The organism is Rhodococcus koreensis (genome assembly GCF_900105905.1).
In the GTDB taxonomy this organism is placed as follows: Bacteria; Actinomycetota; Actinomycetes; order Mycobacteriales; family Mycobacteriaceae; genus Rhodococcus_F; species Rhodococcus_F koreensis.
In genome coordinates this window covers 773,818-792,310 of sequence record NZ_FNSV01000005.1, presented here as the reverse complement: position 1 = coordinate 792,310, position 18,493 = coordinate 773,818, and the positions used below count along the sequence as shown (strand labels likewise).

At 68.2% G+C, this 18,493-nt stretch carries 21 protein-coding genes and 2 pseudogenes; 10 read left to right on the top strand and 13 right to left on the bottom strand.

Features of this window, described 5'->3' with window-relative positions:
• The first annotated feature begins 85 nt into the window (after positions 1-85).
• Together BLV94_RS08280 and BLV94_RS51535 are read left to right on the top strand one after the other, a co-directional pair.
• Entirely contained in the window at positions 86-556 is a 471-nt protein-coding gene (locus BLV94_RS08280) for a helix-turn-helix domain-containing protein (protein ID WP_072949410.1), read from the top strand.
• Positions 557-941: 385 nt separating this feature from the next.
• A complete protein-coding gene (locus BLV94_RS51535; protein ID WP_143051376.1) occupies positions 942-1,229 on the top strand; it encodes a transposase in 288 nt (95 codons plus the stop codon).
• A 323-nt stretch (positions 1,230-1,552) separates the two neighbouring features.
• On the opposite strand, the gene BLV94_RS08270 is transcribed toward BLV94_RS51535, so the two are convergent.
• Positions 1,553-2,161: a hypothetical protein gene (locus BLV94_RS08270; RefSeq protein ID WP_074933702.1), complete on the bottom strand. Its 609-nt coding sequence runs from the start codon at positions 2,159-2,161 to the stop codon at positions 1,553-1,555.
• Between the two features lie 376 nt (positions 2,162-2,537).
• Positions 2,538-2,768 carry a hypothetical protein gene (locus BLV94_RS08265; protein ID WP_072951411.1) on the bottom strand — a complete coding sequence of 77 codons (231 nt, stop codon included), beginning with the start codon at positions 2,766-2,768 and terminating at the stop codon, positions 2,538-2,540.
• Between the two features lie 460 nt (positions 2,769-3,228).
• Between BLV94_RS08265 and BLV94_RS08260 the strand changes: the two genes are divergently transcribed.
• Together BLV94_RS08260 and BLV94_RS08255 are read left to right on the top strand one after the other, a co-directional pair.
• Entirely contained in the window at positions 3,229-3,720 is a 492-nt protein-coding gene (locus BLV94_RS08260) for a hypothetical protein (RefSeq protein WP_072951413.1), read from the top strand.
• 177 nt (positions 3,721-3,897) lie between these two features.
• Positions 3,898-4,080 (top strand): hypothetical protein, encoded by a 183-nt coding sequence (locus BLV94_RS08255; RefSeq protein WP_143051375.1) that lies wholly within the window; start codon positions 3,898-3,900, stop codon positions 4,078-4,080.
• A gap of 370 nt (positions 4,081-4,450) precedes the next feature.
• Here BLV94_RS08255 and BLV94_RS49495 read toward each other — a convergent pair whose 3' ends face one another.
• Together BLV94_RS49495 and BLV94_RS08250 are read right to left on the bottom strand one after the other, a co-directional pair.
• Positions 4,451-4,612 carry a hypothetical protein gene (locus tag BLV94_RS49495; RefSeq protein WP_167372153.1) on the bottom strand — a complete coding sequence of 54 codons (162 nt, stop codon included), beginning with the start codon at positions 4,610-4,612 and terminating at the stop codon, positions 4,451-4,453.
• A gap of 571 nt (positions 4,613-5,183) precedes the next feature.
• Positions 5,184-5,432 (bottom strand): hypothetical protein, encoded by a 249-nt coding sequence (locus BLV94_RS08250; protein ID WP_244163558.1) that lies wholly within the window; start codon positions 5,430-5,432, stop codon positions 5,184-5,186.
• Between the two features lie 324 nt (positions 5,433-5,756).
• Between BLV94_RS08250 and BLV94_RS49490 the strand changes: the two genes are divergently transcribed.
• The 3 genes from BLV94_RS49490 to BLV94_RS08235 all read left to right on the top strand — a co-directional run bounded on the left by BLV94_RS49490 (position 5,757) and on the right by BLV94_RS08235 (position 7,436).
• Positions 5,757-6,047 (top strand): hypothetical protein, encoded by a 291-nt coding sequence (locus tag BLV94_RS49490; RefSeq protein WP_167372152.1) that lies wholly within the window; start codon positions 5,757-5,759, stop codon positions 6,045-6,047.
• Between the two features lie 490 nt (positions 6,048-6,537).
• Positions 6,538-6,843 carry a hypothetical protein gene (locus tag BLV94_RS49955; RefSeq protein WP_174705590.1) on the top strand — a complete coding sequence of 102 codons (306 nt, stop codon included), beginning with the start codon at positions 6,538-6,540 and terminating at the stop codon, positions 6,841-6,843.
• Positions 6,844-6,935: 92 nt separating this feature from the next.
• A complete protein-coding gene (locus BLV94_RS08235) occupies positions 6,936-7,436 on the top strand; it encodes a GreA/GreB family elongation factor (RefSeq protein ID WP_072951402.1) in 501 nt (166 codons plus the stop codon).
• 19 nt (positions 7,437-7,455) lie between these two features.
• On the opposite strand, the pseudogene BLV94_RS08230 reads toward BLV94_RS08235, so the two are convergent.
• From BLV94_RS08230 to BLV94_RS08210, 5 genes and pseudogenes are all read right to left on the bottom strand, one after another.
• Positions 7,456-7,671, bottom strand: a pseudogene (locus tag BLV94_RS08230) (hypothetical protein); the annotation flags it as partial.
• Between the two features lie 301 nt (positions 7,672-7,972).
• Positions 7,973-8,254, bottom strand: coding sequence for a hypothetical protein (locus BLV94_RS08225; RefSeq protein ID WP_143051374.1), 282 nt, complete (start codon positions 8,252-8,254; stop codon positions 7,973-7,975).
• 35 nt (positions 8,255-8,289) lie between these two features.
• The gene (locus tag BLV94_RS48605; RefSeq protein WP_143051373.1) at positions 8,290-8,763 is read right to left on the bottom strand and encodes a hypothetical protein; all 474 of its coding nucleotides are present in this window, start codon (positions 8,761-8,763) and stop codon (positions 8,290-8,292) included.
• Positions 8,764-8,951: 188 nt separating this feature from the next.
• Entirely contained in the window at positions 8,952-9,734 is a 783-nt protein-coding gene (locus BLV94_RS08215; RefSeq protein WP_072951391.1) for a DUF3109 family protein, read from the bottom strand.
• A gap of 1,236 nt (positions 9,735-10,970) precedes the next feature.
• A complete protein-coding gene (locus BLV94_RS08210; RefSeq protein WP_072951389.1) occupies positions 10,971-12,449 on the bottom strand; it encodes a wax ester/triacylglycerol synthase family O-acyltransferase in 1,479 nt (492 codons plus the stop codon).
• Positions 12,450-12,670: 221 nt separating this feature from the next.
• Here BLV94_RS08210 and BLV94_RS08205 point away from each other — a divergent pair, with 221 nt between their 5' ends.
• A complete protein-coding gene (locus BLV94_RS08205; protein WP_074933697.1) occupies positions 12,671-13,102 on the top strand; it encodes a hypothetical protein in 432 nt (143 codons plus the stop codon).
• Positions 13,103-13,588: 486 nt separating this feature from the next.
• Positions 13,589-14,911 carry an ABC transporter substrate-binding protein gene (locus tag BLV94_RS08200; RefSeq protein WP_074933695.1) on the top strand — a complete coding sequence of 441 codons (1,323 nt, stop codon included), beginning with the start codon at positions 13,589-13,591 and terminating at the stop codon, positions 14,909-14,911.
• A 101-nt stretch (positions 14,912-15,012) separates the two neighbouring features.
• On the opposite strand, the gene BLV94_RS08195 is transcribed toward BLV94_RS08200, so the two are convergent.
• On the bottom strand, positions 15,013-15,420 hold the full coding sequence (locus tag BLV94_RS08195; protein WP_072951155.1) for a cupredoxin domain-containing protein: 408 nt from the start codon (positions 15,418-15,420) through the stop codon (positions 15,013-15,015).
• Positions 15,421-16,089: 669 nt separating this feature from the next.
• Entirely contained in the window at positions 16,090-16,743 is a 654-nt protein-coding gene (locus tag BLV94_RS08190) for a chymotrypsin family serine protease (RefSeq protein WP_072951153.1), read from the bottom strand.
• A gap of 376 nt (positions 16,744-17,119) precedes the next feature.
• On the opposite strand from BLV94_RS08190, the pseudogene BLV94_RS08185 reads away from it, so the two are divergent.
• Positions 17,120-17,444 (top strand): annotated as a pseudogene (locus BLV94_RS08185) (DDE-type integrase/transposase/recombinase); the annotation flags it as partial.
• Between the two features lie 214 nt (positions 17,445-17,658).
• Here BLV94_RS08185 and BLV94_RS08180 read toward each other — a convergent pair.
• On the bottom strand, positions 17,659-18,000 hold the full coding sequence (locus BLV94_RS08180) for a DUF4158 domain-containing protein (RefSeq protein ID WP_072951148.1): 342 nt from the start codon (positions 17,998-18,000) through the stop codon (positions 17,659-17,661).
• A gap of 134 nt (positions 18,001-18,134) precedes the next feature.
• Positions 18,135-18,296 (bottom strand): hypothetical protein, encoded by a 162-nt coding sequence (locus tag BLV94_RS49485; RefSeq protein ID WP_167372151.1) that lies wholly within the window; start codon positions 18,294-18,296, stop codon positions 18,135-18,137.
• Positions 18,297-18,493: the final 197 nt, after the last annotated feature.

Here is an 18,493-nt window from a genome sequence, read left to right as displayed (position 1 = left end):
GCGTGTCGCTGCTTAGTTCTGCCTTGTTTCGTTAAGGTTGGGGTGGCAGACTTCCCCTTCCCCTCTGCCGGTCAGGACTGTTGTCATGCCTTCGCAGAAGAAGCGTCCGGTGACGTTGAGCTCGGCTGATCGTGCGTTCTTGGAACGGTTGACCACGACCGGGGTGCATCCGGCTTCGATGATCCGGCGGGCCCGGGTGTTGCTGGCGCTGGACACCTCGGTCGGGGTGGTTGAGGAGAAGAAGGTGATCGCGGCACGGTTGGGGGTCTCGGGTGAGACGGTGCGGCTGGTGGCCAAGCGGTTCGCTGAGACCGGTCGGGACGTGGAGGCCACGATCGGTCGTAAGCAGCGTGACCTGCCACCGGTGCCGTCGCAGATCACCGGGGAGGTCGAGGCCAGGTTGATTGCGTTGGCGTGCACACAGCCCCCGGCGGGTCATGCGCGGTGGTCGCTGCGACTGCTGGAGAAGCACGTCGCCCTGGTCGAGGACATCCCCGACCTGGACCACTCGACCATCGGCCGGATTTTAAAAAAACGAAACTTCGTCCTCACCTGAAGAAGTGCTGGACCATCCCACCAAAGGCGAACGCGGAGTTCGCTGCTCGGGTGGAGGATGTCCTGTCGGTCTACGCCCGCCCCCACGATCCCTCACGCCCGGTGGTGTGCATGGACGAGAAGCCCTACCAGTTGCTGGCCCATGCTCGCGACCCGATCCCGGCAGCCCCGGGCCGCGACCGGCGAGAGGATTCGGAGTACGTGCGGCACGGGACCTGCTCGATCTTCTGCTGGACCAGAGCCCCTGGCCGGCTGGCGGCGTGTCGATGCCCAGCCCCGGCGCACCAAGATCGACTGGGCCCGGCAAGTCAAAGAGCTACTGTGCGTGGACTACCCCGACGCAGAGACGGTGGTACTGGTGATGGACAACCTCGGGCACCCACGGCATCGGATCGCTCTACGAGGCCTTCGAGCCGGCCGAGGCGTTCGCGCTCGCTCAGAGGCTCGAGATCCACCACACCCCCAAACACGGCTCGTGGCTCAACATCGCCGAGATCGAACTCTCGGTGCTGACCCGCCAGTGTCTGGACCGGCGCATCGAGGACCTCGAGTCCCTGGGCGCCGAACTCGCCGCCTGGCAACGACAGACCAACGCCGATCAACGCCAGGTCCAGTGGCACTTCACCACCGACGACGCCCGCATCAAACTCCGCCACCTATTTCCCAACACTTAGCCGCGACAGTCTACTAGTGCGCCGGGAGCAGGGCGCACGTCGACCGGTCGCCTCACTGATCGGTTCTGAACCCGGTTGTCGAAGAATGACGAGCCCGGCGCCTGGCGGAGTGCACGATGATGATGCGGATGAAGCGTCACGAGCACCCGGCGCGTTGACCGACTGCCCGTGGCATGGTCAAGGACGTCGCCGGCGGCCCGGGCGATCACGGCCATCACACGCGGTGGCCGGGCCGGACGCGGGTGCTCGAAGAGGCGGTGGGCACACACCGGCCCCCACCACCGGGGGTGGGGGCCGGTGCGGTGCGCGGTGGGTGGTTGTCGCTACCGCGACGCGGAGACCAGCATGGGCTCGCGCAGGTCGAAGTAGTCGACCTCGCCCATCAGCCGGCCTTCCTCCTCGAACAGCGAACGCAGATCGTCGGGGACGGTGATCTTCTCGTGTGCGCGGGCGTCGGGCTCGGTGGTGAAGTACACCGCCTCGACGTATCCGCCGTCGCCGGCGGCGGCGAACGTACCGCCGAGGATTTCCGGCCGCACCCCGGGTAGCTTGTCGCCGGCCTGGGCCATCAGCTCAGACAGCCGGTGCGCGTCGGTGGTGTGGCCCTCCATGATCTGCACGAACCCGGCATCGTCGGAGCCGCCGCCGAGCCACTCCATCGCGTCCGGGCAGTCCATGAAGGTGACCGGGCCGTCGAAGCACCGCTCGGTCTCGGCCCACCAGGTTCCCTGCTCGGGACGTTCGCTGTTGCGGCGGGCCGCCTCCTCGGAGTCGAACCGAACCAGGGCGATGTACGTGCCGTCGCCGCGGGTGCCGGCGGTGGAGCCGAGGTAGCCGGTGGCCCCCGGTTGCAGTTCCTCGTTCCACCGATCCATGCATTCGCGCAGCCGCGGCTGATCGGCGACCTTTCCCTGGATGACTTGGATGAACATCGGTAGCCTCCTCCCGCGGGGACACAGGTCCCCTCGGTGAGTGCAACGGTGGCCGACCCGTCGCGGTCCACCGCCGGCGGGCGTCGACGGCCCGCGGCCGCAGCCACTGCGTACCCAATTTTTCTCCGCCGCACCGTGTGGGGCAAGGGCACACACCGGCAGCTCGCCCGGCCCGGGTGGAGGTCGAACGGGTGTCCGCCTCCCTCGGTCGGAACGGGCGCGTGCAGAGCGAGTGGTGATCGGACGGCGGTCCATTCGTTCCGTCGTGCGGCCTTCTGATCGACGTCTCCGACGTGCGTTCGGTGCGCAGGTTTCGAGTGATCGCGCACCGGCACCACCTGGTTGCTCGGATGCCTCGATCGGCCCGGACGCCCACTCACAAGATGCGCCCCGTCACGCGGTCCTCGCGTGCACATCGGCGCTCCCCGAACTCCCCGATGACCTCGTTCGGATGCAGCGTGTACGCCGTGGGCATGACGCTGCGGCGGGCACGGTGTTTGTCCACCATCGTCTCCTCGATGTCGACGAACACGACATCGCTGTCCATCGCCTCTGCAATGGCCATCGATTCGAGTGCCGTGGTGTTGAAGGTGTCGATCGAGTTCATTAGTTGAGCCTCTCGACGGTGCAACCGGCTGTCGGCCCGGTCGAGGGGACTGTGCTGCTGGGTCGCCGGCGGCGATGTGGTCGCGGCGGGGTCGGCGCTGGCCGGGCGGTGTCGGCGTTGGCGATCTGCACCGGGTGCGGGACCGTCCGTGGTCGGGTTAGCTGCCCGTAGCGTTCGGCAAGCATGATCCGCCACACGTGCGCGCGATCGGTCCAGCCAACTTGACCTGGGCCCCCGCATCACGGGTCGCGAATCACGAGTCCTGAGACGACGCCGCGCGTGTGGTGGCACGTGCCTGACGCGTGGCCCGGATCGCCGGCTGCTTTCGTCGGGACGTCAGACGACGCACGATCGCGGTGGCGGGCTGGTCGGCGCCGAATCCGACTGTCCTGGTTCATCGCTCCCGTCCACCGACGGGGTTGTCGGTGTGTGAGGGCCGTCGGTGGGGTATTCGGTGGGCATGGTGTCGGATGTCGGTGGTCTCGCCCAACCGGAGGCGCGGTTGGCCGGTCATCTGGTGGAATTGCTCGGGGACCGAAACATGTCGGCGCTGTCGGTTGCGTTGGCGCCGCTGGTCCGCGCGTCGGGACCGCGGTCGCCCGCCGGGGTGTTGTACGGGGGTGTGCTGCGGTGGCTGGTCTGCGCGATCGCCGAGGTGGTCGTCGCCCGGCTGGGTGTCCCGGAGGAGGGGGAGGTGTTCGTGTTCAAGGTGCGCAGCTCGCACGGGCGGCGGCTGGGGGTGGACGAGTTACCCGAATCCGGGGGCCGGGTGTTGCGGTCGGTGAATGCGTTGCTCGCCGGCGACCGCCCCGCCGTGCGGGCGCAGCTCGCGGCGGCCGAACGGGAACCGGATCTTGTGGTGCGGGCCGAAACCGTGGTCGCGGCGTTGGTGTGGGTGGATGCGCTGCTCGACGCGCGCACGCCCGTGTTTCCGGACCCGCCGCCCCGGTGACATCTCCTGTGGGCTGTCCCCGTCCGGCGGATCGGATGCCGGTCGCCGGCATCGGGTACCGGGTCTGTGCGCGGGGGAGTTGCACCGGCGGATGCTGTCGGACACCCACTCGTTTCGCCTGAGGGACCCGCCGGGTGCGCGGCGCCTCCCGTCGAGATGGTGCGCTTCGTCAGCGGAGTGCGACCAAGCGAAGCGTCGACCGCCGACGGCGCGTCCAGTTCGGCGCGCCTGGCCTCGTCGAGTTCCTTCCACTCGGCCATATCGGTGGTGCGCCGGCCGCCTGTAATACAGGATCTCCCGAAGGTGATCGGTGCGGGTCTGCTCCCGGACGGCATGGCCGGCCAACTCGTCGACCGGTAACTCCAGTCGGTTGGCCGGCTGCGCCACCGCCACCTCCGGTGCGGCTCGCCCGTCGGCGGGCGCGAACCCCAGCCACGGCAGCACAGCTGCATGGCTGCGCCCAAAATGTTTGCGGCAATACGAAACTGACGCATTACTCTCTCATCCGCCCCGGTCGGTGTGACATGGCGGATCGACTCCGCACAGGTGATCTCCGGGAATCCCCGAAGTTGTGTCAACTACTCCTCGGAGAACACATCGCGCGTCGCCACCCCGGCCCCTCACTGCCCGGCCGTCGAAACGGGCAGAACGAGACCGGGTCGTCAGTGGGGCATCACTCTCACGCAATCGTTGTTTTTCGCTGGAAACTACGGAGTGCCCTGCTTGGGGACTACTCGCCCCACGGATCGCTCTCGTGAGGGCCACTCGCAACGGCTCCGATCGCGAACGCCAGGGCGATCCCGCTGCCGACCATTGCCCCGGCCATCGTTCTGATGACGCCGACGACGGCGTCGAGTACTTCTTGCGACTTATCGCTGCGCTGCTTCACCACGGCCGCCGCCTCGGGACCTCGTCGGCGATGTACTGACGCTCCTGCTTAGTGAGTGTACAGCGTCGTACGCTGCGCATGGGGGGTGCTCCACAGCATCGCCTCGGGCCGGGAGTCGGAGAGGAGCCCTTTGGGCCGCAACCCGAGCGGTTGGAGTTGAAGGACACCCTGCTGGTGGGGTGGTGAACGGGCTCGGAGTCACAACCGCATCAGCGAAGGTGTCATGTCCGACGGTAGTCGCCGCCGTTTGTCCCGTGGAGATCGTCGCCGAGGCGAGGGTTCGGTCGACCCCACAGTCCGTCCGCCGGACGCCCCTGCAGCGCACCGGACCGTCCCGGTTCACCGCCGCGACCGGCACCGGCAGGCGCGGGAAGTCGTCCGAGATCTCCCCCGTGTCCGCATCCGCTGTAATCCCGTTACGCCGCGTCCACCGCCCGCGCAGACTGGCACCTCCCCGCGCTGCGGGTGTTCACCGCCCTGACGGGGTATCGGCGGAATTTCCGGCCTTCCGGCGACGCCGCACACGCGAATTGATTTGCCCCGCTTGGCATGCACGTGGTGTGTGCTCGGTGGGTTACGGGACCGCGAGGGCGTGGGTGTGCGTTTGGACCGCACGCTTCAACTCGGCCCTCGACAGGGTCCTCGAACCGCACGCGCACCGCGCCGGCACTTCGTCGTCCTCGAACCTGGTGGACTCGAGCATATCGACATACTCGGAGCCGAGCCGGTCGCCGTGATGCGCGGTATCGACACGGTCGCGTGAGCCGTGGGCGCCGGGACCACCGCCGGCCACGATCACGGGGCCCTCGTCGGTTCGATACACGGTGGCCACGCGATGACTGGCCGGGCATGTGACACGAACGATCGCGTGATCACTGCGCCCAACGCCGAGAGCCTCCACGGCCTTCCGGGCTATCCGTCGACGGTCGAGGGGAGAAGGTTCCTTGGTGTCCATAGATCCATTGCACACCTTTTTGCCGTTGACTTGAAGCGTAGGTCGGCCCGTGCGATCGGGAGCGATGATCGATACCTGGTGGGTGCGGCGCGATGGTGTGCACGTGAGTGAGCTTGTGGATCGGAGGTCGGCGATGCCGGTCGCGTAGTTCCCCGAGCGCTCGGTGGATGAGTGAGGGCGCACTCTCCGATAGTGGACGCTGGCGGTGGCGGCAAGCGGCGACCGGAGGCCACAGTCGTTCGAGTTCCGCCCGCCCGGCCGGGCAGCGGCGGCAGCGTGTCCTTGGGCTGCGGCCAGGGCGCGCTCGGCCTCGGCCAGGGCGGCGAGCTTGGTCTCCCAGCGGGCCTCCAGGCTGCGGGCGACGAGCCGGTTCTCCGGCTCGACCGCGCCGAAGGCGCGTTCGGCCCGGTCGGCCTCGAGAACATGTCGACCGGTCCCGCGTCGGGGCCTTCCTGGCTCGAAACGTGTACCCGAGGAACGTGAACGAGGTGTTCTCATAATCAAGGCTCGTACGGTCCTCGCGGTACACGATCTTCGTTTGGTCGGATGCAGTTGCGGCCCAACCTGCTCGATCGTGTTTCCAACGCGGCCAGCACTTTTCTGGCCTGCCGCTCGGTCACGCAATGCACCACCCCGTCATCGGTATAGCGTTTGAACTCAACGATCGGGAACTCGTTCCAACCAGGAGTCGAATGCGTGGTGCATGAACAGCTTCGCCGAAACTGGCGGGGTCGCCGACCCCTGCGGGGTCCCGTGAGCACGCTCGGCGACCCTGCCCGCGGGCGTACTCGGGCCGAGTGCCCCACCGGCCGAGCTTGCCGAGCCTTTCCGGTGATCGACCCGCGGGCCCTGGGCCCCGGATTCGGCCGCGATCGCACGTGTCGCCGGTGCTACTTGCGGGTCGGTGAGTGTGGTGCCAGGTTTGCTGGAGGGGGACGCGATCGAATCGGCACATGTCGGGCAGGAGCGCACGATGGCATCCCCGGTGTCGACGAACCCGGGTATTTCCTGTTTTCCCTGCGGCAGCTCGGCGGACGCCCTTCCGACGATCGGTGTCGAGGAGGAGTTCCTCCTCGTCGAGTCCCGAACCGGGACACCGTGCCTGTGCAATGCCGCCGTCGCCGAGACCGGTAGCGACCTCGGCATCGCGCTGCAACTCGAGCTCTCCCGGTGCCATCGAAACCGCCACTCGAGCCGGGCGGTTGCCGCGTTGATCCTCGGCGCCTACGACGCCGTTGCCCGCCACCGAGGCCGTGCAGCGTTGATCCGACCGCGTTGACCCCGGTAGGTTCGGGGCAGAGGACAGCCAATGACTGGAGTACATGTTATCCACAAGGTCACAGCCAATTACGGCCGAAGGCAGGGGCGAGATTGAACAGCCGCGATGAGGGCGAACCGGCGCTGGCGCGTGGCCGCGTCGCCGACCAGATGGCAGAGCTTCGCGCGCGTCGGGAGCGGATGGCGGCCGAGCTCGCCGAGCGTGACCGGGTTGGTGACAGCGCCGATGACGCCGACGCATTGGAGCGCGGTGATGCACTGGCGGTGGTCGACGATCGGATCGCGGAACTGGGTGCCTGGCTCGAGGGTGATCGCTCAGCGACGGGCACCGCGGACACGCTCCCTGTGGGAACCGAGTTGTCCCTGCGGTTCGCCGACACCACGGTCACCGGGGTGAGGATCGTATCGATCACCGAGGAGATTGCCGGGGGCGACGAGACCACCGTGACCGCCGACAGCCCGCTGGGCCTGGCCCTCGCCGGGCATCGGCCCGGCGACACCGTCATCTACACCACGCCGCGGGGACCCCAACGGGTCCAGCTGCTCTCGCTGACCCTGCCCGCTGAAACCCCTGAGGGTCCCGCGGACCGTTAACCTCAATGTCGCGTTATTAGACGGTGAGGATCCCGCCGGCGATCGACATCGACACGAACGGCATGGCCAGAAACAGCAGCCCGCCGCCCAGGAACACGGTCGCGAAGAACCGGTCCGCGAGTCCGCCGAGCCGGTCGCGCAGCACTCCGACGAACCACAGGAACGCGACCCCGCGAGCGGATCCAGCAACCAGGGCCGCGGTGATCGGGGTGCCGTGGCGGGGCCCAGGGGTTTGCGCGGAGCCGGCCGAGGGGCAGTCACGGGGCATGTCCCGGACAGGGGTTCGGCCGGGAATGCTGTCACATTCTCGGCCGGATCTCTGCTTCACAAGGTCACCGAGACCCGCGGTTTCCCTGATCCGCACACATCACGGTACCCGCTCTTCGACAACCCCTGCAAGGCCCTGACCTGCGGATACGAAGGATCTCCGGCGGAAACCCCACCCTCGCCGACAGGTGCAGCCCCTCGTTGAGGCCACCGAGCACCCGCCGGACCCCAAGAGTGCGACACCGCGGCGCCGACGGTGCCGACCGAGCTCACGGCGATCGTGGGCAGCCGCGGTCACTGGGCGGATCATCGACCTCGCGGTACGCCGGTGGTGGGGCGGCGGCAAGTTGGAGTTCGTCCGGGCTGGCGTGCTGGACGCGGCCGTTGGCGAAATGCACGGCCAGTAATCCGTCGAACCTGCACCCGATGACCACACCCGGCGTTCCGCGCCGGATGCGGGGGCGGAGGAAACCGCCGAGATCTGCTGCCGCGAGCACTCGGTCGCCGACATCGAGTGGCTCGCCCGCACCGGCGCCGTGCCCGCTGGTCATCATCGGATTATCGCCCTCGGCGGCACCACCCGCACCTACCGGGAGATGCTGCCGCTGACGACATCGACATCGAGCTGGCAGGCTCGGCTGGTGAGGGTGATGGACAGCGCCTGACCGCCGAGCATGCCGAGCAGGTGCGCGCCCTGGCGGCGGCCGACGAGGAGGAGACGGCCGAGCAGCGTCACCTCGTCGAATCCCGGCGCACCCGCGCCACCGAACTCGCCGACGAGGTCACCCGGATCCGGGGTGGGGCGGACCGCGGTTCCGCGGGTGCTGCGGCCACGATCGGCCGGCTCGAGTCGGACCTCGACGACGCCCGGGTCGCCAGTCGGGTCGAGCGGACCCGCATCGACGACATTCGCGGCGAACTCGGCACCGCCCGTGCCGATTTCGCTGCCTCGCGCACCCAAACAGTGGCCGTCCGGGAGCGGGGCGAGGAACTCCGCGCGGAACTTGCCGAGGTCCGCCGTTGCCCCACCTCGACGATCGGACGGGACGCCCGGTGGCACGACACGGCGACGCCCCACCTCACCCGGGGCGGATTACCGGTGGTCGATCCCGAAGGGGCGGCCGATGAGCGGCGACGTTGCGGCACGGGCGGGTTCGCGGCGCGCAGGTGACGGCTGCGGTCGATCTCTCCCATCATGGCCGGACCGAGGAAGGCCGTGCCTGGGAGATCGACACGGGGTCGGCTCCGTTACCGGGGCTTCTGCTCGGCGGCCGCGGTGGCCGGGTGTACGGCGATCAGACCGAGCCCGGCCCGGCGTTTGCAGAGCCGGGCCAGTTCGCCGTACGCGGCCGTGCCCAGCAACTCGGTGAGCTCCGGCGCGTATGACTGCCGGACGGCCTTGCTGCCGACGTGGGCGTCGGGGGAGCCGGAGCAGTACCAGTCCAGGTCGGCGCCGCCTTCGCCCCAGCCGCGGCGATCGTACTCGCTGATGGTGGTCTTGAGGATCTGTTCGCCGTCGGGGCGTTCGACCCATTCCTGGGTGCGGCGGATCGGGAGCTGCCAGCACACGTCGGGCTTGACCTCGAGGGGTTCGATGCCGCGCTCGAGGGCCATCGAGTGCAGCGCGCAGCCGATACCGCCCGCGAAGCCGGGCCGGTTGAGGAAGATGCAGGCGCCCTGGTGGCGGCGGGTGCGCAGGGCGGGTTCGTCGTCGAGGTCGTCCTCCTCGATGTAGCCCTTCTTCCCGAGACCCTGCTTCATGAACTGCCAGTCCTCGGGTGTGAGCATCTTTACGGATGCGTTCAGTCGCTCGAGGTCCTCCTGGTCGGAGAGGAAGGCGCCGTGGGAGCAGCAGCCGTCGTCGGGCCGGCCGACGATGATGCCCTGGCACGCCGGGGTGCCGAACACGCAGGTCCAGTGCGAGAGCAGCCACGTCATGTCCGCGGCGATGAGGTGCTCGGCGTTGTCGGGATCGAGGAACTCGACCCATTCCCGAGCGAAGTCGAGCGCAACCTCGGGGCTGGGCGTCATCTTGTGTGCACGCCCTGCTTTACGTGCTGTCACAAGTCCCGACGGTAGCCCCGGTACCGGTCATGTGCGACTAGGGGGTTACTCGACGTCGGAGGCAACACCGTCCATGGGCTGGTGCTGACCGTGCCTGGTCGTCGGCCCGGGGCGAGGTCGTCGTGCGGGTGTCTCCTGGACGGGGCGGTAGGGTCTCGCTGCCGGTGACTTTGAGACGCTGCGACCTGCGCGTTTTTCGTGTGTCTCACGGTATTCCCACCGCGATCTGTCTTCACTTTCCTGGGCATTTCCTCGGGAACAGCGCGATGCGGGCGGGCCGTGCTGAGGCGGGCGGACGGGATGAGCCTGCTAACTGGAGTCGGGAGTGGTTGGGGCAACACGCGCTGGTCCATTGGTGGGGCCACAGCGAACACCCCGTGGAAGTCGAGAAGTGGCCGGTGTCATCGACAACGGTATCCGTCAGCCAGATCAGGTTCGATGCCACCCGAGAGGTGTTGCAGACACTCGCAACCGGGACGGCGCGCGCGGTGGTGACGCGGCCGAGCCACGCCGGTGCCCTCCGCGCACCTGCCCCGTGCGGGGGAGTTCAGGTCGCTGCTTGGGGATACCGCTGTCGCTCCGGTCCGTGCGCCCGATTCCCCGGGGGTGCACGCCGATCCGAACGTGGACCGGCCGATGGCGGGTATCGGATCGCCCCGGATCGCCTCGTGCGGTTGTGCCGCGTTGTGGATGCGGCTCCCCCGGATGGGCCCGGTGCCGGTGGTCCTACCCGCCGGCGCGTCCGCATCGCTCCGAAGGTGAGTCACTCGGTCGTCGCCGATCGTGGACACAGAGGGTGGGGAGTGGGGGAGTGGGAGCAAAAGAGCTGGTCGATAGAGGCATTACGTTCCGTCAGGGGTGAGGTGCGGGGGTAAATGGGCGCAAGATCAAGGGTGAAAGACAGTCATCGTTGCGGCGGGTGGCGGATCTGATTAACCCAGCGGGTGGTGTTCGCCCACCTCGACCGCACCCGGCCCCCGTACACCCCGGATCAGCAGGCGGCGATCGGCGCGAACCGCAACTGCCGCGCCCGTGTGGTGGGGAGGCCAAACGCACCCATGTCAAGCACACCGCCCGCCGGTTGGGCGCCCAGGGCGCCGCCCGCGATTTGACCGCCCCAGCGGATCGCGGGAGTGGGAGCGAGTGATGGGTGTCACCGTGCGGGATGGGTGCGTGATGACGCGCCGCCGACCTCGCCGCCTGTCACCGTGGGGGGCGGCGGGGGCGCAGGTGTCGGACGTTGCGTGTGCATGCGGTCAGTTCGGCGAGGGCCTCGTGCAGGTGCACGGTCACGTCCCACACGTCGGGAACCAGTTCGCGGCAGGCGAGGACTCCGACGTCGAGGTGCCGGTCGTAGGACATCGCGGCGATGGTGATGCCGGCGTGGTCGGTGACCGCGGAGACGGGAAAGTTCCCGGTCACCTCGGCGCCCGCGGCGTACACCGGCCGCGCGGGGCCGACGGCGTGGGAGACGACCAGGTTGACCGGTGGCGTGGGTGTGGTCAGCGCCCGCAGCGGTGTGCGCGAGATCAGCCCGCGCACCGCCTGCGGCAGCGCGGAGCTGAAGTCACGCACGAGCGTGGCGGGTGCCGAGCGGAGACGCCGGGGCGCCGCGGTCAGCGAGGTGTGCACCCTCTGCAGGCGCCGGGCCGGGTCGTCGTCATCGGTGGGCAGCGCGACGGGGACCAGGGACAGCCGGGTGCGGGCGGTCGCGAACGGTCCGGTCTCGGTGCGCACCGAGACCGGCATGGCCGCGGCCAGCGCCGTGCCGGGCAGGGCGTCGTGGTCGATCAGCCAGCGGCGCAACACGGTGGTGCACAGCGCCGTCACCACGTCGTCGACGGTGAACCCCAACGCGGCCCCCACCGCCTCGACCTCGCCGAGCGGCAGTGAGGTGAACGCGAAACGCCGGTTACCCGTGACCGGGCCGTTGAACGGGGTCTCGGGCGGGGTCGGCGCCGCTGGCGATGGTTCCCGGGGCAACCACCGTGGCGCGAACCGGGCCAACCTCCGAGTGAGCATGCCCGCGCCGGGAACGGTGCTGGTGCCGGCGAGTTCGGGCAGGTGCGGGGCCATCTCGAGCGAGGACCACAGCAGCTGGGCGGGCAGGGTTCCCAGATGCCATACGCTCTTGCCGACCATTCCCAGGACGCCCGCCGCCTGGTACTGCTCGTCGCTGAAGCGGTGCGGCACCACGCGGGGTCGCGGGCTGGTGTCCATCAGCACCGCGAGGGCCTGCGCCGCGGTCAGACCGTCGATCACCGCGGGGTGCACCTTGGTGTAGATCGCCTGCCGGCCGCCGGTGAGACCGTGGACCAGCCAGCACTCCCACAGGGGCTTGTTGCGGTTGAGGGGGCGTGCTGCGAGACGGGCGATCTGTTCGGCGAGCTGCTCGTCGGTGCCCGGGCCGGGCAGGGTGGCCTCCCGGACGTGGTACCCGAGGTCGAGGGATTCCGAGTCCACCCAGTAGGGCAGGTCGAGACCGAGGGGTACTTCCTGCAGCCTCCACCGCAGCGGCCCCACCAGGTGCAATCGGCTACCGACCAGCGCCCGCAGATCCGGGGCCGCGAGCCCGCGGCCCGGCGTCGCGGGGCCGAGGACACTCAGGGCCCCGACATGGGTGAAGGTCGTCGAGGTCTCGGCGTCGAGTAACTGCGCATCGAGGGAACTGAGCTGGTGCATGAGCGGTATCGGGATTGCGTGAGCCACGGCGCCCGCAGCTCACAAGCCGTACAGCTCACGCTACCGCGCGGATCTGCTCTCCGGCGCCTCCCGGCAACGAGTTAACCCAATCCTCACAATGAGCCGACTGTGGGGGTGAACGGCACGCGATGCGGCGCTTCCCCGCCGTCAGCGATGCGGTGGAGACCTCCCGCGGTCCGCGAGGAGACGGAGGACCCGAGATGTGCGGGCAGGACTACATCGACGTGATCGGGGCGACGTCCGTCACCGAACTCGCCGACGTCATCGCCGCGATACTGGGCGCGCGGACCGAGATGGGCGGCGAACCCGGCCGCATCATCGTCACCCCGACGGCCGATCGCGATCTTCACGTCTCCCTCGAGTTCGGGCCGATCGACGACACCGCCCGCAAGGCGCCGACCTATGGCCGCGACGGATCACGATCACCCATCAGAGCGGCGCCGAAGACTGCCGGCGGTGGATACACCACGTCTGCAGCGCCCTCGCGGACCGTTGCAACTGGGAGCTGCCCCTGTCCTCGGGTGATCAACCCGACTCACCCCGAACGCATCGGACTCGACCGCGCCGCGGGCACTCTCACACAAGGACGCCCAGGGCGCCGCACGTCGGGTCACCGGTCGTCGGAGCGGTGACACCGCACCGACACCGACGACAGCTGACGAAATGCGACCCCGTCGGCTACCGGATCACCCGGGACTGGGCAGCATCCATCCTCGACGGGACCGAGGGGGTTCTCGGTAACACATACAGGGCATGCAACGACGCGGACAGGTTCTCCGTCGTCATGACGAGCAAGCCCAGCGCCGGTGTGGGGCTCCGCGATCTGATGACGGTGTCCCAGGGGCCCGGTCATGCTCGATGACCGAGCCGGGTTGGGGCTGGTCAGATCCCATTTCGCGACGTACAACGTAACACTCATCTCGGTCGAACTCGAGCCGCGCGCAATGACGGCCTCACCGGGCGGTCGATTCAATTTCCGCGTCCCGACGCGTGTCGCACCGAACACAACCCCCGGGGCGCTCTCCGGAGTCGAGGCCCGGAATCGGCGTAGCGTGTTGACCCACAGCGAACGCCGACTCGGGTCGCGCCCGCGCACAGGTGATCTAAGGAGAGTTTGGATGGCTCAACGGACCCTCGTGCGGGCGGCCGCGGTTCTCGGCGCGGCATCTCTCGCACTCGCAGGCTGTAGCTCCGGCAGCGGCGACAACTCCGCCAGCGGAAGTGGCGGCTCCGCCTCGGCAACCACGGTTTCCACCGACTGCACGCCCGAAGAAGCGGCGGCAGCGGGTGCCCCGTCCACGGCGCCGCTGAAGATCGGCACCCTGCTCCCCGACACGGGAAGCCTCGCCTTCCTCGGACCGCCGATGGTGGCGGGCACCCAGCTCGGCGTCAACGACGTCAACGCGGCAGGAGGGGTTCTCGGCCAGCCCGTCCAGCTGATTCCCGGCGACTCCGGCGACAGCACCACCGATACGGCGAACACCACGGTGGACCGCGAACTGGCGGCGGGCACCCAGGTGATCATCGGTGCGGCGTCGTCGTCGGTGTCGCTGAAGGTCATCGACAAGGTGTCCAGCGCCGGCGTCGTGATGTTCTCCCCGGCCAACACGTCCGACCAGTTCGTCTGCTACCCGGACAAGGGCCAGTACTTCCGCACCGCCCCCACCGACGTCCTGCAGGCTCAGGCTGTGTCGCAACTCATCTCGGACGACGGCGGTCAGCGCGTGTCCATCCTGGCCCTCAACGACCCGTACGGCACCGGGCTCGCCGACAACATCCAGAAGAACCTCGTCGACGCGGGCATCCCCGAGGACCAGATCCAGAAGATCATCTACGACCCCAACGCGCAGTCGTTCAACTCCGAGGTCGATCAGGTCAAGGACTTCGCGCCCGACGCCGTCGCGGTGGTGGGATTCGAGGAGTCGGCGAAGATCATCACCCGTATGCACGAGGTCGGCATCGGCCCGTCCGACGGCATGAAGGTCTACGGCGTGGACGGCAACATGGGTAACGCACTCGGTGAGTCGGTGGCGGTGCCGTTGCTCGACGGGATGCAGGGCACCACCCCGCTCACCGACGTCGGTCCGGCTTTCCAGGGTCGCCTCAAGGGCATCAACCCGGGGTTGATCGACTTCAACTACGCCGGCGAGGCGTACGACGCCGTCGTCATTTCCGCGCTCGCCGCCGAGCAGGCCAAGTCGACGGCCGGTCGCGACATCGCCGCGAACATCAACGCCGTCACCGAGGGCGGCACCGCGTGCACGTCGTACCAGGAGTGCCTGCCGCTCGCGGCGGCCGGCACGGATATCGACTACAACGGCATCACCGGCAAGCTCGACTTCACCGCCGCGGGTGAGCCGTCCATCGGTTCGTACGGCAAGCTGAAGTTCGGCGCCGACAACAAGCTGACCACCGAGGGATACATCGTCGTCGGCGGGTGATCGCCCATCCCGCAAAACGGCTGCAACCGGGTGGTGCTCTCGACGCTCGTTCGCGGCCACGAACAGCACCGGGTCCACCCCGAGGACCGGCCGTCGTGCTCTCACTTTTGTCCACGGTGTAACGCCACGACCACGAGTACACCCTGCATGTGAGGATGGTACGTGCAGTGGAACGGGTAGGTCCCCGACCGTGTGGGGGCCGTGAACACAGCGGTGCCGCCGCCGTCGACGTCTTGACCGAAGGCGTCGCCCCGGTCGGCGGTGACGCTGTGCTCGACGGTGTCCTCGTTCTTGACGGTGACCTGCGCGCCGGGCCCGACCCCTATGGGGGTGGCGAAGCGGTAGCCCTCGATGGTGATCGCCGCCGCCGCGTCGGGGCCCGGTGTGGTGCCGGATTCGGCCGCTGCCGACGGCGTCGAGGAATCGGTGGCCACCGACGTGGCCGGCATGTGGTTCGCCGATGAGCTGCAGGCCGCGGCCAACCCGACGGCGAGCGCGCAGACCATCATCGCGCCGCATCCGCCCCGACGCTCGTGCGCGCAGGCTATCGGTGCCGCATTGGCATGCAGCGCCCGTCGACCACGCGATCGGTGCGCCGTCACGGTGAGCCGCCCAAGACAATCGAAATGAACCCGACAATGTGAACCCGACAAGGCAAGACAGTCTTGCACCGTTGAGCATAGGACCCGGAGAGCACCGGCACATTCGGTCTCTGCCAACCCGCTGCCGCGGCCACCCCCCCGAGCCGACTCCTTGTACCGCTGCGTCGGTGCTGTCGCGGCTCTTCACCACGAACCCGGGACGGGTGACCTGAACCCCTCGTCGCCGCGCCCCACCGACGATCGCTGCAGAACCGCACCAGGGTTCGGTATGAAGCCGTTCCGGCTGAGAGGGTGACCTCCAACCGGATGCTCACCTCGCGGCCACGCCACGGTGCGACGACCTGCTCTAGGTTTGGATCAGAAGGCGTTCATCTCGGCCAAACGGACCATTGACGACCTCGTCCCAGGCCCGTCGCCGATGATTGCCGTGATGCACTCAACGCCGGCGCATGGTCCGACCCGACGATCCAAACAATGGGAACGGCCCTCTGGTCGGAACCAACACACATGTCCACTCACAGATTCGCTGGCAGGGGCCTTCTGAGCTGCTGAGATCACTCATCAACGGAGTCAGGCTCAGATGGGCCGGTAGCCGGCGCCGTACCCGCCCGTTGCGTTCATGTCGGCGACGATCGAACTGATGTTGGTGCCGACCTCCGGGCCCACGCACGACGCGACGAGGTAGGCGTTGACCATCGCCACCAGCGTGGTGCCGACGACCACCGGTGCGCCCGAATCACCTTCGACGACGCACGCCTGCGTCCAGGTCTCCCCGGTACCGAGCAGGTCCCCGTACACGATGCCGCAGGTGTTGCCGGTGGTGCGGCCCTCCTTGCACGCCACCTGCGGGAACCCGGCCGGTGCGCCGATCCCCGTGATGGTGACGCTGCCGACCCGGTTCACGGGAGTCACCTTCCCGGGATCGAACTGGATCACCGCGTAGTCGAGAGCCGGATTCGACACCACGAAACGGCCGACCACACCGCTGTCCTGCGAGGTCTCCGCCACCACGGACGCACCGACGGCACCGCAGTGCCCCGCCGTCAATCCGACCAGCCTTCCCGCGTTGTCGTGCCCGATCGTCGTGAGCGAGCAAACCAGTTCGTCGTTGACGATGATCCCCGTCCCACCGCCCATCACCACCGGCGGCGCCGCCGTCGCGACACCCACGAGGACGGTCCCCAGAAGGCCGATCGTCGCTGCGGCCACCGCCGCGAATCGTGTCAACATTGATCGAGCCCTCCCGGTACCACTCCGACGGTCGCATCTGCCTCGACCAGGATCGACCCACACACCTGGCCGGTCTCGGAGATCGGTTCCCGCGCACCGCGGGTGCTCCACATCCATCACCGACCACCGTTCCCGGGCTGGGCCCGATTCGCATTCGCTTGTGTGGGTGCATGTTCCGGAAGCCCGGGATGGATACCGGATCGACGACTCTTGCGCCCGCCACCCACCGAAGCAACCCACGGGCTCGCCGGCACACAGGGGGTCGGGGTCGACCGGAACACACCCTGTAAGTGTCCTCCGATCAGCATCGATCCCACCAGACCGGCGCGGACGGTGACGACGGAACACGTACGGCACTGGGATATGTAGGAGGGGCCTGGACGAGGTTTTCCTGACGGTCAACGGGGCACGCCGGCACTTGTGGAGGGCTGTCGACCGGCATGGGAACGTCCTCGATATCCTGGTGCAGGCTCGCAGGGACGGTAGGCTCGCAGGGACGGTAGGCCGCGACTCGGTTCTTCCGGAAACTGTTGAAGAAACAAGGGTGTCGGCCGCGGCTACCGGTCACCGGTCACCGGTCACCGGTCACCGACAAACTCGGCTCCTACCAGGTCGCGCACCGGAACATGATGTCGTCGGTGGAGCACCGGCAATCGAAATATTTGAACAATCCGGCGGAGAACTCCCACAGTTCGGCTCGCCTGCTCTCGTCGAGCAGGTGCGTCATCCGTGTCCACGTCTCGAGCCGGCGCTCTGGTCCGCGCGGTAGCGACATGCTCGAGCTGTGCCACACCCGGGCGCCCCACCCGCGCCGAGGGTAGGTACTCGCATGCTCGACCGAACAGCAGCTTCGGCGAATCGTGCTCCATCGCCCGGGCGAACGGAAACTCGTCGAGTTCCTTCCACTCGGCCACATCAATGGTGCGCCGGCCGCCTGTAATACAGGATCTCCCGAAGGTGATCGGTGCGGGTCTGCTCCCGGATGGCATGGCCGGCCAACTCGTCGACCGGTAACTCCAGTCGGTTGGCCGGCCGCGCCACCGCCACCTCCGGTGCGGCTCGCACCTCGGCGGGCGCGAACCCCAGCCACGGCAGCGCGCACAGCTGCACGGCTGCGCCCAAAATGGTTGCGGCACCAGAAAACTGGCGCTTTACTCCCTCATCCGCCCCGGTCGGTGTGACATGGCGGCTCGACGCCGCACGGGTGATCTCCGGGAATCCCCGAAATTGTGTCAACTCCTCCTCCGGTGAACACATCGCGCGTCGCCACCCCGGCCCCCTCACCGCCCGGCCGTCAAGACGGGCAGAACGAGACCGGGTCGTCAGTGGGGCATCACTCTCACGCAATCGTTGTTTTTTCGCTGGAAACTACGCAGTGCCCTACTTGGCGACTACTCGCCCCACGGATCGCTCTCGTGAGGGCCACTCGCAACGGCTCCGATCACGAACGCCAGGGCGATCCCGCCGCCGACCACTGCCCCGGCCATCGTTCTGACGACGCCGAGGACGGCGCCGAGTACTTCTTGCGACCTATCGCTTCGCTGCTTCACCACGGCTGCCGCCTCGGAACCTCGTCGGCGATGTACTGACGCTCCTGCTTAGTAAGTGTACGGAGTCGTACGCTGTGCATGGGGAGTTGCTCCACAGCTCATCGGCGGTCTCGGGCCGGAGTCGGAGAGGAGCCCTTTGGGCCGCAATCGATCGAATACGGTGGATATCTGGAGTCGGCGGATGAGCATCCACGATGTCC

Excerpts from the sequence above, each read along its gene's own strand:
- BLV94_RS08280 (WP_072949410.1), top strand. The coding sequence starts at position 86 with ATGCCTTCGCAGAAGAAGCGTCCGGTGACGTTGAGCTCGGCTGATCGT.
- BLV94_RS08180 (WP_072951148.1), bottom strand. The coding sequence starts at position 18,000 with ATGTGTTCACCGGAGGAGGAGTTGACACAATTTCGGGGATTCCCGGAG.
- BLV94_RS08265 (WP_072951411.1), bottom strand. The coding sequence starts at position 2,768 with ATGAACTCGATCGACACCTTCAACACCACGGCACTCGAATCGATGGCC.
- BLV94_RS08200 (WP_074933695.1), top strand. The coding sequence starts at position 13,589 with ATGGCTCAACGGACCCTCGTGCGGGCGGCCGCGGTTCTCGGCGCGGCA.
- BLV94_RS08195 (WP_072951155.1), bottom strand. The coding sequence starts at position 15,420 with ATGATGGTCTGCGCGCTCGCCGTCGGGTTGGCCGCGGCCTGCAGCTCA.
- BLV94_RS49955 (WP_174705590.1), top strand. The coding sequence starts at position 6,538 with ATGGCATCCCCGGTGTCGACGAACCCGGGTATTTCCTGTTTTCCCTGC.
- BLV94_RS08215 (WP_072951391.1), bottom strand. The coding sequence starts at position 9,734 with ATGACGCCCAGCCCCGAGGTTGCGCTCGACTTCGCTCGGGAATGGGTC.
- BLV94_RS08205 (WP_074933697.1), top strand. The coding sequence starts at position 12,671 with ATGTGCGGGCAGGACTACATCGACGTGATCGGGGCGACGTCCGTCACC.
- BLV94_RS08260 (WP_072951413.1), top strand. The coding sequence starts at position 3,229 with ATGGTGTCGGATGTCGGTGGTCTCGCCCAACCGGAGGCGCGGTTGGCC.
- BLV94_RS08225 (WP_143051374.1), bottom strand. The coding sequence starts at position 8,254 with ATGACCAGCGGGCACGGCGCCGGTGCGGGCGAGCCACTCGATGTCGGC.
- BLV94_RS08190 (WP_072951153.1), bottom strand. The coding sequence starts at position 16,743 with ATGTTGACACGATTCGCGGCGGTGGCCGCAGCGACGATCGGCCTTCTG.
- BLV94_RS08210 (WP_072951389.1), bottom strand. The coding sequence starts at position 12,449 with ATGCACCAGCTCAGTTCCCTCGATGCGCAGTTACTCGACGCCGAGACC.
- BLV94_RS08270 (WP_074933702.1), bottom strand. The coding sequence starts at position 2,161 with ATGTTCATCCAAGTCATCCAGGGAAAGGTCGCCGATCAGCCGCGGCTG.